The following is a 12,511-nucleotide window of genomic DNA, read 5'->3' as shown; positions in this document are numbered from 1 at the left end:
AGGAGCGTCTTAATGAAAGTAAGCGTTTATGGAGCAGGCTACGTTGGTTTAGTTAGTGCTGTTTGTCTGGCAGATCTTGGGCATGAAGTTTGTTGTTGTGATGTGGATGAAAAGAAAATCGCTCAACTTAAACAAGGTCTTTCTCCTTTATACGAGCAGAATCTAGATGATTTATTAATTAAAAATTTAAAGTTGCAACGAATATTTTTTACCAGCCATTCCGAAGAAGCTGTCAAGCATGGGGTTATCCAAATTATTGCTGTTGGTACCCCCTCGATGGGAGATGGAGGAGTGGATATGCGATTTGTCAATCAAGTCGTGCAAAATTTGAGTGGCCATTTATCTGATTATGCTGCGATAGTAATGAAGTCGACGGTGTCAGTAGGTACGGCCGATCGCATCCTTCAGCAAATTGCTAAGGGCCTTCAAAAAAGAAGACTCGCTATTGAATTCGATGTTGTTTCTAATCCTGAATTTTTGAAAGAAGGAACAGCAGTTAAGGATTTTCTGGAACCCGATCGAATAGTTGTGGGGGTTAGTAACGAGCGAGCAGCTAGCCAAATGAGAGAGCTTTATAGGCCCTTGATCGAAAATGGTCGGCTTTTTGTAGTGATGGATCAACGCTCTGCTGAACTTGCAAAATATGTGTCAAATGCTTTTTTAGCAACGAAAATTAGTTTCATTAATGAGATCAGTTATTTTTCAGAATATTTCAATGCAAATATCGAAAAAGTAAGAACAGTCTTGGGATTGGATTCGCGAATTAACCCCAAATTTTTTAATCCTGGGTGTGGTTTTGGTGGTTCCTGTTTTCCGAAAGACTTACTGGCTTTACAAAAAATTGCGAAATCCGCTGCTATTCGGGCCTCACTTATTGATTCTGTGCTTAAAATTAACGAGCGCCAAAAATTAATTTTGTATGAAAAAATCTGTCGTTATTTTAAAGACAAATTGCAAGGTAAGGTTGTGGCACTTTGGGGATTAGCATTCAAACCGGGCACCGATGATGTTCGTTCCGCATCCAGTCGAAAATTAATGGAAAGTTTGTGGTCCGCAGAGGTTCGAGTTCAAGCTTATGACCCATTAGCTATGGAAAATATTCGGCAGATCTATGGAGAATCTGCTCGTTTGAAATTATGTCAAGATGCTTATGCAGCGCTGGACAATGCCGATGTTTTAGTTATTGTAACGGAGTGGGATGAATTCAAGAATCCTAATTTTGCTCGTATCAAACATAAATTACGCTATCCTGCAATTTTTGATGGTCGCAATCTTTATCAGCTTGAGCAAGTTTCGAAGTGGGGGGTTGATTATTATGCGATTGGACTTGCCCAACAAGACCAATTTAAATCTCTCAAAAGTAAGTGATTGGGTATAATTACAAGGGACTGAAATATAGAAATAAAAAATCAGGTGGCAGTAATTACAGGAGGCGGCTCGGGGATTAGTGCGGAAACGGCTCGCTTTTTATATCAGCAAGGAGCGAAAATAGCCTTGCTAGATAAACAATTTAATCGTGCAAAAGTACTGGTGGCCGATGAGTTAAATGGATTGGCAATCGAATGTGATGTGAGTCATGCCCAAAGCACGAAACAAGGAATCGAAGCAGTGATTAACGAATTTCGAGCATTACTATCTGCATTAACTGTGTAGGCATTGCAGCTGCTTTTCGTATCGTTACTCGCGAGGGAGCTATCCCCTTAGAGAATTTTCAGCTAGTAATCGAGGTTAATCTCATCGGCACGTTTAAGATATTGCGATTATGTGCTGAACAAATGATGAAACAGGAGGTTCTCAATAAAGAGGACGAACGCTGGGTCATTATCAATAGGGCTTCTATATAGCCCGCGTACGAAGGTCAAATCGGCCAGACAGCTTACAGTGCTTCTAAAGGAGGTGTTTTATCATTGACCTTACCCACAGCTCGTGAATTTAGCAAATACGGAATACGAGTTATGGCAATTGCACCCGGCGTTATTGCTACGCCAATGATGGAAAATATGCTTAACGAGGTACAAGAAAGCTTTAGCTGTGTCTGTTCCATTTCCTCCTCCTTTTGGCCTTCCGGCTGAATATGCACAGCTCGTTAGGGAAATTATTCGGAATCCCTATTTGAACAGCAGCGTTATTCGTCTCGATTGAGCGCTTCGTTTGTCGCCTAAATGAAGGAATCACGAGAGGTCGGCTATGCGCGGAATTTTTTGACAGGTGGTTATGGAACTTGGCTCTACCCTATGACTAGGGCGGTGAGTAAACATTTACTGCCTGTTTATAACAAACCGATGATCTATTATCCTCTAACGATATTGATAAGAGCGGGAATCCGGGAAATTCTGGTGATTACCCACCCTCGTGAAATAGGCTGTTATCAAAAAAATATTAGAAGATGGCTTTCAGTGGGGACTTCGAATTTATATAAGACCCAACCTAAACCCATAAATATTGTCGAAAATTTTCTTTTAGCGGAAGAATTTGTTGATAAGCAACCTTTGTGTTTGATATTAGACGACAATATTTTTTGCGGCCATGCGCTATCTCATTTATTAACTCAAGCCCAGTTGAGTTTACCAAAAGTAAGCATTTTTACCTGCCTTGTCAAGGAAACTCAACGCTATGAGGTTGTTCAATTTGATTTGAAGATTAATCCGAAAAATTAATTGAGAAACCCCTTAATAGTAATTCGAAACATGCTATAACGGGTCTTTATTTTTACGATTCTAATGTTTTTAAGCTTATTCATTCGGTCAAAATGGAAGATCATGAAAAAATTATTGTAGCTGATTTAAATCAGCTTTATTTAGAAAGTAAGAAATATTATTCCTCTGCCGTCCTAAGTTCGATGGTTTGATGCCGGCGTTCATGGAGTACTTCTTGAGGCGGCTAATTTTGTAAGTATGTGTAAACGAGAAGATAACTCCCTTGTAGGTTGTCCAGAAGCAGTTGCTTGGAAATGCCATTATATTATAATGACCAACAATCAAAATGCCTGATAGATATGGAAAAAATTGGGACTTATGAACCTTATTTGCGGTAATTATTGATTTTGGGAGCATCTCACGATAGGGTAATTTTATGAAGCGATTAACGGATATGCCTGAGTGGCAAATGTTAAAATTAAAATTTGCGAAATTAGCAAAAACTCATATGCGCGACATGTTTGCTAACGATCCGCACCGTGGTGAAAATTTAAGTTTAGAAGCGGCAGGTCTCTATTTAGATTATTCTAAAAATAGAATTGATGAAGAAACCCTACATTTGTTTGGTAAGCTTGCTGAAGCGTGTGACCTTCGGAATCAGATGGAATCTCTTTTTGAGGGAAAATTAAGAAAAGGTTCGATGCAAATATCAGTGGTTCACCCAGCCCTACGTAACCTCGATCTTTTCTCTATAAACTTGGAAGGTAGAAATTTCACTGCGGAAGTGAAAGCTTCTTGGGAAAAACTTGAAAAAATTTCAGAGCGAATTCGGGAAGGAGATTACAAAGGATTTACGGGGAAACCTATTATCGATATTGTTAATATTGGAATGGGAGGTTCCTTTTTAGGTCAGCAGATGATTTATTATGCGCTTAAGCATTATACAAAATCTACTTTGCGTTGTCATTTTATTTCTAATTTAGATGCAACTAATGCGGAAGAAGTTTTGCAACGCCTTAATCCGGAAACGACGCTCTTTATTATCACCTCAAAGTCTTTAACAACAAAAGAAACTTTAGAAAATACCTCACGGGCTAAGCGATGGCTCATGCAAGCTGCGAAAGAGGAAAAATTAATACGTCCTCATTTTATGGCAGCAACATCAGCTCCAGGTAAAGCGTATGAGTTAAATGTCCCAACAGAGAATGTTTTTATTATGTGGCCCTGGGTTGGAGGGCGATTTTCCGTTTGGTCGTCGGCGGGACTCTGTGTAGCAATGGCAATTGGTTGGGAAAATTTTTACAAGTTTTTGTCAGGTGCTCACGCAATGGATAAACATTTTCGGAATGCTGAATTCCTTAAAAATATGCCTGTTTTATTAGCATTACTCTCTATTTGGTACATTAATTTTTTTGGTAATCAAACTCAAGCGATTATTTCTTACAGCCAACGGTTGTATTATTTGCTGAATTATCTCAAACAGTTGCATATGGAAAGCCAAGGGAAAAGCGTTCAAATAGATGGGTCGCCTGTTAATTACGATACAGGTCCTGTAGTTTGGGGAGGGGTTGGGACAGATAGCCAGCACAGTTTTCATCAACTCTTTATGCAAGGAACCTTCCGAGTTCCTATTGATTTTATTGCGGTACTCAAGCGGAATAATGAAGCGGGTTGCCAATTTTCTTTGCTTGCCAATTGTTTGGGACAAAGTGAAACTTTGATGCGAGGATATGATAAAAAAACACTGATTACCCATTTAATCGCTCAGGGTTTTAATACTCAAGAGGCCGAAAAACTTGCTTCTCAGCGTGAAATCAGAGGCAATAATCCTAGCAATACTATTGTTATGGAAAAGTTAACGCCCTATACATTAGGTTCTTTGTTAGCTTTGTACGAACATAAAGTGTATGTTCAAAGTGAAATTTGGAATATTAATGCTTTTGATCAGTGGGGGGTAGAGCAGGGGAAGCGTTTAGCGGAGGATATTTTGGCATCTTTTGAAGGAAAAATCGATTCTTTGTCTTTTGATAGTTCTACGACGCATTTAATTAATTATGCGATGAATAAAAATAAAAACACGGAAACTGTTTCATGAAAAAGATCACTACGGCTGTTTTTCCTGTAGCAGGTTTGGGGACTCGTTTTTTGCCAGTAACAAAAGCCGGTCCAAAGGAGATGCTACCGATTGTAGATAAACCTATTATCCAATATGCCGTAGAAGAAGCGATCAGAGCAGGAATTACTCATTTAGTATTTGTGACAAGCAGTAGTAAGCGTGCCATTGAAGACTATTTTGATAGCAATTATGAATTGGAAATGCGCTTACAATCGGAGAGGAAATTTAACGCATTAAAATTAGTTCAAAATATTTTGCCCAAAGAGGCGAGTATAAGTTATGTGCGCCAATCCCATCCTTTAGGGTTAGGAGATGCTGTCCTATCGGCCCGTCACGTGGTGGGAGATCAGCATTTTGCGGTATTGTTACCTGACGATATTATTGATTGTGGGGAAAAGAGCTGTCTTCAATTGATGACCAACATTTACGAAAAATATGACGCGAATGTCATTGCTGTTGAGCATGTAGAGGCTGAAGAAGTGGACAAATATGGGATTGTTTCAGTGAGGGAGGATCAAGGAGTAAAGCGAATCACGGGAATGATCGAGAAGCCCCCTATAAGAAGGGCTCCCTCTGATTTGGCGGTCACAGGACGTTATATCTTATCCCCCGGTATTTTTAAATACTTAGATATGATTGAACATGGAATTGGAGGAGAAATTCAGCTTACGGATGCTATTGTAAAGCTTATACAAGAAGAACTAGTTATTGCTTACCCTTTTGAAGGACGTCGTTATGATTGTGGCAGCCGCTTAGGATTTCTTCAAGCAACTATTGCTTATGCCTTGGAACGTAATGAATTTAAAGAGCCCTTGCGGGCCTATCTATTGGAATTACTTACTTTAGAGTATGTATAGATATAGACGTTTCAATTCTATTTTCTCTACCTCGGCTGCAACGCAACATTCATTGCTGTTTTTCTTTTTTATTTTTTATACTGATGAGTATACGGTGTGCAGCTTTCTTTATTAATGAGTGTTCCTTTTCGTAAAGCATTTTACATTGTGAGCATTGCTTGTCGACTTAATAATATCTTGCCATTCCGTTTAGGAGATATATTGAAAATTTATTTTTCGAAACGATTTTATGGGATTGAAATGAGTCCACACTTTAGCAGCTACGCTGATGGAACGCTATTTTGATTTAATTATGCTCCTTATTTTAGGGGCTGTTGCTTTATTCAGCGTCCAATATGGATTAGAGGTCAACGTGATCTACTTAAATTAATAGCACTTTTTAATTGTAGTATTTAATTATGGTTTATGGTTTTTTTACCACTATTGCCATTGTGAAGTATAGCTTTTAAAAAAATATATCTTGTATGAGGCATGGAGCGCGGGGGGAGCGGGGCGGATTAAACCCCTATTAATCGCTATTGAGGGGGGTATTGGGGGTATTCAAGCACAACAAATTACGAATTTTCCTTCTATCTGCAGCTATATGGGTAAGTTTTCTGTCAATATATGAGTTCTTTTTTACTTTAAACTTACCTTTACATGATATAAAAGCGAACGGTGCCATTTTCGTTTTATTTACGATCACTTTATCTTTTAGCTATCCCTTATTCATTGGCTAGTATTGGGATTTATGAGAGGCAGCCATTATTTATTACCTCGTTAATTATCTTAATGTATTGCTTATTAAGGCTTTGGCGTTAGCTTTAGTTTTTCATTTTACTATAGCAATCCCCCAGATTACTCTCATGGCAACTATTCTAATTGCCCGTCAATTAATTGCCTCTTTTAATTTGGTCCGTTTTCAAAGAAGAACCTAAGCTATTAAATTTTATAGAAAAACAGTCTTCGCAGAAGTTCTTCTCTTTTAAGTAACTCTCTTGGCAAAAAGCTGTGATGTTCTTTGGAAAAATCACTAACTAAGAGCGTGGCCGGGAACTAAACCACTATTTGCGTCGGATCCTCTACCAAGGTATAATGCCGTGCTTTTTTGAGCCTGCGATGTCTGAAAATGACAGTAGATTTTCTTTTACTAACAAAAGAGGTAAATATGTCATTAACATCTACAGAAACAGCTGAAATCTTAAAGGAACATCAACGAGATAATAACGACACAGGTTCTCCCGAAGTTCAAGTAGCTATTCTAACCGCTAAAATTACCAAGCTTACTGAGCATTTTAAAACCCATAATAAAGATCATCATTCGCGCCGAGGTTTGTTGTGGATGGTAAGTCAACGGCGGAAGATCCTCAATTATTTAAAGAAAACTGACATAGAGCGATATCGCAAACTCATTGAACGATTAGGATTGCGATCATAATTAAAGGAAAAACATGACAAAAATTAGTAAGACTTTCCAGTATGGTAAACACGATGTTACATTTGAAACAGGAGAAATAGCGCGTAAAGCGACGGGTGCAGTGATGGTTCGAATGGGCGACACTGTTGTCCTGGTTACAGTAGTTGCTCAGAAAGATGTTGAGGAAGGGTGTGACTTTTTGCCTCTAACCGTCAATTATCAAGAAAAAACCTATGCTGCGGGGAAAATCCCGGGGGGCTATTTTAAACGTGAAGGGCGCCCCACCGAAAAAGAGACCCTAACTTCTCGGTTAATCGACCGACCCTTACGGCCTCTATTTCCTAAAGGTTTTACCAACGAGGTTCAAATTATTGCCACCGTACTTTCTGTAGATTTGGAAGTGCCCACAGATATTCCCGCTATTTTAGGTGCTTCGGCAGCTATGGGCGTGTCAGGTATTCCCTTTAACGGTCCTTTAGGTGCCGCACGAGTAGGTTATCGAGAAGGTGAATATCTTTTAAATCCTTCTTTAGAAGAATTAAAGGGGTCGCAGCTGGATTTGGTTATCGCTGGAACACGTGATGCGGTGTTAATGGTCGAATCAGAGGCTCAAGAATTGCCAGAATCAACTATGCTGGGAGCTGTGCTTCACGGGCAAAATGCCATGAAAGCCGCTATTAAGGCGATTGAAGAGTTTGTTAGAAAATCGGGTAGTACTCGATGGGAGTGGCAGCCGCCTGAGTCCAATAGAGAGTTAGAAACTTTAGTAGCTCAAAAGGCCGAAGCCGCTCTTCAAGAAGCCTATCGCATTGTAGAAAAGACGGCTCGACAAAATCGAATTCAAGCCATTCGAGACAATCTCTTAGGAGAATTTACGTCAGAAAATAAGAATGAAAATTTCCCTAATTTGCATGAAATAACCGCCATCTTCCACGATTTGGAACGCCGGATTGTTCGTAATCAAATTTTATCCGGCCAATCCCGAATTGATGGGCGCGATACCGAAACCGTGCGGCCTATTACTATTCAAGTAGGTGTTCTTCCGTGTTCTCATGGTTCCGCTTTATTCACTCGAGGCGAGACCCAAGCTTTGGTGGTTACCACCTTAGGGACTGAGCGGGATGCACAGATGATAGATGACTTGGATGGTGATCGGCGGCGGGAAGATTTTATCTTTCACTATAATTTCCCAGCTTTTTGTGTCGGTGAAGTTGGTTTTATGAGTGGCCCTAAACGCCGAGAAATCGGCCATGGACGTTTAGCCAAACGAGCAATCGTGCCGGTGGTTCCCACTTTAGCGGAATTCCCCTATGTGATTCGCGTAGTTTCTGAGATCCTTGAATCGAATGGTTCTAGTTCTATGGCAAGCGTATGCGGGAGTAGTTTGGCACTCATGGATGCGGGAGTGCCCACAAAAGCACCTGTCGCGGGTATTGCTATGGGATTAATTAAGGAAGGTAAGAAATACGCAATCCTCTCCGATATTCTCGGTGATGAAGATCATTTGGGTGATATGGATTTTAAAGTGGCTGGTTCGGAAAAAGGTGTGACAGCATTACAAATGGATATCAAAATCGAAGGAATCACTAAAGAAATTATGGAACGAGCTCTCGATCAAGCAAAGAAGGGTCGTCTGCATATTCTTACTATAATGAATGAAGCTATTGCCCAACCTCGCTCTCAAGTTTCTCAATTGGCTCCGCGCTACATTATGATGAAAATCAACCCCGAAAAAATTCGTGATGTCATTGGAAAGGGTGGGGTAATGATTCGAGAGATTACCGAAGCAACGAATTGTGCTATCGATATTGCTGATGACGGTACAATTAAAATTGCTGCTCATTCCACGGAAGAGGGTGAAGCTGCGAAAAGACGGATCGAAGAATTAACGGCCGAGGTGGAGCTGGGCAAAATGTATGAAGGCCCGGTCGTTAAGATCTTGGATTTCGGTGCAGTAGTTCAAATTTTTCAAAATTATCAAGGGCTTGTACATATCTCCCAGATCGCTCAGGAGCGTGTGGAAAACGTACGAGATTATCTTCAAGAAGGTCAAATCGTTCGTGTTAAAGTCATTGAAATTGATAGACAAGGTCGAGTCCGCCTTAGCATGAAACAGGTTGACGAGGTTACGAACGAGATAGGGCGGTTGTGATAACTTTCATAATTGGGAAGTTCCCGTTGGTAGTCGCTATCGAGCAAAGTCGAGGATATAAATAAATGGGTGGTTGAAAGGTTGCACACTATCGGAATATTCCATACGACAGCTATTCGTAATAATGCGCGAATAGCATGATCATGCGGCTGAGCTTCCAACCAAGGGGTCCCCAAAATAAAATTAAAATATCGACGTGCTTATTGACGATTTCGGCTCCAATTTGGAGATCTCCTTCTAAAAGACCACACTTTACAACTTGTGGATTGTCATGCCTAGGAGGGTTTCTATGAGGCGTCCGGTAGAACCTGTGGCCAAAAGTGTATGTTTTTTTTTAAAGTTTTTTCGTATTTCTCTGCCTATTTCACTAATCCTTTTTTCATGCGATCATGAAGCCACTAGAGTAATTCGTTTAATAACTATAGCGATATTCACTTTTTACAGGAAAAGGCACGATAATATATTCCCAATTGAGGAAATACAATGCCATTGAATAAAAGTGAGCAAACTAAAAATGAATCGATTTTGGCTTATATTTTGGCTGATATATTTAAAGATTTTTCTTTCGGCTAAGAAAAAATGGATGCTATTAGATCCCTCATTTTAGATTTTGCGAAAAACTACGCTATCACCCTAATGAATCTTTTTAAAGAGGAAAAGCAGGAGCTGGTGAGAATTGTTGGCACTATTAGCATGGCAATAGAGAGTTCTCGTTTAAATCTTGAAAGACCGATAATTAATGAAGCCTTATTAAATTGGAAAAAGCGTTTGTGCAATGCTGTAGAAAAACGATGTTCTCTCTCAGAATTATATGCTATTCAACCCTCATCAGGGATAGCTGAAATATAAATGCCGGTGAGGGCTCCTCCCCCTACAATATGGGGTACGGATTTATAGATATACGGCATGTTTTAGGAAAGTACCTTACTGAACCAAAAGAAATAAGCCGCTCGTTATGTACTTCCTGCTCAAGATATTTCTTCTCCGGTTCCCTATGAGCGTCAGTTTGAGGAGATCACCCAAGCCTTGGGAGAGAAGAAAATTTTAAGAGAAGTAAAAGTGCTCATTCCTCACGCCGCCGCTAATCATTAACGAGTGAGTATTATAACTATTCAGCTCTGGCCGTGGAGTAATTGCACAATTGCGGGATCCTTTGGCCACCTCCAGCGACAGCAAAGCGGGCGTAGCCTATCAAAATATGCAACAAGCTATCGATCGTGCGATCGTGTTACTAGCGCTAGTATTGAAGTAGAATTTGAACCCGCCGGTATTCAAAAGAATGGCTTTTAGTGCATGGATTTTTCCATCCAAAAAGGGCTGAAAGAATTAGGCGAAGACGAACATCCTATAGTTAAAGCGGGAAACGATGGCAAAAAACTCCGAACAGCTGTGATTGATACGATTATTTCTAATCAGAAAATAAATTTTTTTATCGTAAGTCAAAAAGAACAAAATTAAAGCTTTTATTGAAAAATCCAAGTGAGAAGATATTGAAGAAGAGTTATTTTTATATTTTACCCAACCGCCTACGGAGGAAATTAACTAAATCCGTGAAGTCCAGGAAGTTTTTGATTCTTTATTCGTCAATGAATTACAAGAACTTTATCGCCATTCGACTCATCAACTCGATCCTGAAGAAAAACTCGTAAAAGAGGCACGACAAAGCGATATTCTTTATTCGCTTCTAAAGTCTAAAGACGAGTCATCAAGATCAAAGACGTGTTATGAAGAGGCAGTCGACCTCATTTCCCCTACCGGTTCTCTCGTATGCTAGAATTTGTGAATACTTACTTACCCTACTGACTTTTCTGCAAGCATAATCTCCTTCTCAGAGTTATTTAATATAAATTTATTCCTCGATAAATTACGGTATATCTCCATCGATTCCTTTATGATTTACTTTCCAAATGAATCGATATTTAGGTTTTATCATATCCCTGGTTGTTTTTTGCATTGGTATTTTATTTTTGTTTTTATTCAGCAGAATTACCGACTGATAGGGAGTGTGTTTATTTACTTTTTTGCGCAAGTCTTTGCGCAAGTTTTTTTATTGTGGTATTACCTAAAAATTTCCTTAGAATTGGATTATTTACTTGTTGCGTGGGATTTGTATGGTCGGCTTATTGAGCAAAACAAATAATGGTATGGCACTTGCCCATCGTTATAACCGGTCGAATTCATGGTTTGCCTCAAGAGAATACGTTAGGAATTTAATTCAATTTTTTTATTAAATTCATTAAATCACAAAAAAAACAATCATCTTTCATTCGCTTGAATTGGTACGGAAAGCATCTTACTTTAAGAGTAGACGACTGTTGGTGTTTGGTAGTGAAATTGGAGCTTCCCGATGGGCTCTCCAATCCTGGAGGATTTAATTATCAGCGATGGTTGTTTATTAACAGCGTTCGGGCAACCAGTTCGGTGATTAATCGGATGCCATTTAAATTATTAAAGCGATCACCGTGGGAAGAACCCATGAGTTATTTGGGCCAGTCTGCTCAAACCGCCATTCAAAAAGGGGTTAAGAACCCTGAATTAGTGTCCCTCCTTTCGGCGCTGACAGTGGGTTCTTGAAGTCTTTTACAGAGTTCTCAATGGCGAATCTTTCAAAATACAGGTACCAGTCATTTAGTAGCTATTTCAGATTTGCATGTGGGATTTATTGCCGCTGTTATTTATTTTTTAACGAGGATTATTTGACGGCGCTTTCCTTTTTTATTATTACGTTCTCCTGCTGCCTAGGCAGGGATTGGTGCAGCTATAGTGGGAGCTATTTCGTACCGATTATTAGCTAGATTTTCTCTTCCCACTCAACGAGCAATTATTATGATTGTGATATTTATGTTGGGATCGTTTTGTTATAGGCTAGTATCAATAGGCTACAGATTATTATCAGCATTTTCAATGATTATTATCTAGGAACCTTTTAGTTTGTTTTCAGCTAGTTTTTGCCTAAGTTTTACAGTAGTTGCCGCTATTGCTTATGGGATCCATGCCGAGCTTCACAAATCTCGTTTTACTCAATGGCTTTGAATGGAGTGGCTGGTTTTTATAGGGTTACTGTCTTTGACTTTATTTTTTCAACAGTTGTCCTTGGTCGCTCTTGTAGCAAATTTAATTACTATTCTTTGGATTGAAGTGATTCTCGTTCCCCTTTGCGTAATTTCCGCAATTGGATATGCTTAGCTGTTAATATGTTGGGCGAGTCCTGCTTTCATTATGTTGCTTTTGTTGTGAGTCGCCTTTAGAGATATTTGAAATGGTTATTCTCTTTGTCTCATATGATTATGATTTGGAATCAGCCTGCCTCATTGCCTGTGGTATTAATTACCCTGCTTAGTGGGATGATACTTT

13 protein-coding genes and 1 pseudogene are annotated in these 12,511 nt (G+C 39.4%); all 14 read left to right on the top strand.

The annotated features are described in order from the left end of the window. The first annotated feature begins 12 nt into the window (after nucleotides 1-12). Nucleotides 13-1,368 (top strand): UDP-glucose dehydrogenase family protein, encoded by a 1,356-nt coding sequence (locus CleRt_RS05455; protein WP_048875372.1) that lies wholly within the window; start codon nucleotides 13-15, stop codon nucleotides 1,366-1,368. A 45-nt stretch (nucleotides 1,369-1,413) separates the two neighbouring features. After that, complete coding sequence (locus CleRt_RS12100; RefSeq protein WP_235378892.1) at nucleotides 1,414-1,653, top strand: SDR family NAD(P)-dependent oxidoreductase; 240 nt, start codon at nucleotides 1,414-1,416, stop codon at nucleotides 1,651-1,653. A 254-nt stretch (nucleotides 1,654-1,907) separates the two neighbouring features. Continuing rightward, nucleotides 1,908-2,072 carry a hypothetical protein gene (locus CleRt_RS12095; protein WP_235378891.1) on the top strand — a complete coding sequence of 55 codons (165 nt, stop codon included), beginning with the start codon at nucleotides 1,908-1,910 and terminating at the stop codon, nucleotides 2,070-2,072. Between the two features lie 90 nt (nucleotides 2,073-2,162). After that, nucleotides 2,163-2,657: a sugar phosphate nucleotidyltransferase gene (locus CleRt_RS05445; protein ID WP_048875371.1), complete on the top strand. Its 495-nt coding sequence runs from the start codon at nucleotides 2,163-2,165 to the stop codon at nucleotides 2,655-2,657. Continuing rightward, complete coding sequence (locus CleRt_RS14160; protein WP_157870958.1) at nucleotides 2,657-2,848, top strand: sugar phosphate nucleotidyltransferase; 192 nt, start codon at nucleotides 2,657-2,659, stop codon at nucleotides 2,846-2,848. The genes CleRt_RS05445 and CleRt_RS14160 overlap by 1 nt, the downstream gene beginning before the upstream one ends. Nucleotides 2,849-3,072: 224 nt before the next feature. Then, nucleotides 3,073-4,731, top strand: a complete 1,659-nt coding sequence (gene pgi / locus CleRt_RS05440; protein WP_048875370.1) for a glucose-6-phosphate isomerase — start codon at nucleotides 3,073-3,075, stop codon at nucleotides 4,729-4,731. Continuing rightward, complete coding sequence (gene galU / locus CleRt_RS05435; RefSeq protein ID WP_048875369.1) at nucleotides 4,728-5,609, top strand: UTP--glucose-1-phosphate uridylyltransferase GalU; 882 nt, start codon at nucleotides 4,728-4,730, stop codon at nucleotides 5,607-5,609. Before pgi ends, galU begins: the two co-directional genes overlap by 4 nt. Before the next feature lie 460 nt (nucleotides 5,610-6,069). Then, a complete protein-coding gene (locus CleRt_RS10200) occupies nucleotides 6,070-6,219 on the top strand; it encodes a hypothetical protein (protein WP_157870860.1) in 150 nt (49 codons plus the stop codon). 537 nt (nucleotides 6,220-6,756) lie between these two features. After that, nucleotides 6,757-7,026, top strand: coding sequence for a 30S ribosomal protein S15 (rpsO, locus tag CleRt_RS05430; RefSeq protein ID WP_048875368.1), 270 nt, complete (start codon nucleotides 6,757-6,759; stop codon nucleotides 7,024-7,026). A 13-nt stretch (nucleotides 7,027-7,039) separates the two neighbouring features. Continuing rightward, nucleotides 7,040-9,157: a polyribonucleotide nucleotidyltransferase gene (pnp, locus tag CleRt_RS05425; RefSeq protein ID WP_048875367.1), complete on the top strand. Its 2,118-nt coding sequence runs from the start codon at nucleotides 7,040-7,042 to the stop codon at nucleotides 9,155-9,157. Between the two features lie 579 nt (nucleotides 9,158-9,736). Further along, nucleotides 9,737-10,006, top strand: coding sequence for a hypothetical protein (locus CleRt_RS05420; RefSeq protein ID WP_048875366.1), 270 nt, complete (start codon nucleotides 9,737-9,739; stop codon nucleotides 10,004-10,006). 444 nt (nucleotides 10,007-10,450) lie between these two features. Then, complete coding sequence (locus tag CleRt_RS10190) at nucleotides 10,451-10,615, top strand: hypothetical protein (RefSeq protein ID WP_157870858.1); 165 nt, start codon at nucleotides 10,451-10,453, stop codon at nucleotides 10,613-10,615. A 768-nt stretch (nucleotides 10,616-11,383) separates the two neighbouring features. After that, a complete protein-coding gene (locus tag CleRt_RS05415) occupies nucleotides 11,384-11,731 on the top strand; it encodes a DUF4131 domain-containing protein (RefSeq protein ID WP_082160442.1) in 348 nt (115 codons plus the stop codon). 15 nt (nucleotides 11,732-11,746) lie between these two features. Further along, nucleotides 11,747-12,076, top strand: a pseudogene (locus tag CleRt_RS14155) (ComEC/Rec2 family competence protein); the annotation flags it as partial. Nucleotides 12,077-12,511 lie beyond the last annotated feature (435 nt).

It is taken from the genome of Candidatus Coxiella mudrowiae (genome assembly GCA_001077715.1).
GTDB classification, from domain to species: domain Bacteria; phylum Pseudomonadota; class Gammaproteobacteria; order Coxiellales; family Coxiellaceae; genus Coxiella; species Coxiella mudrowiae.
The sequence above is the reverse complement of the archived record's forward strand: the minus strand, read 5'-3'. Positions and strand labels throughout refer to the sequence as shown.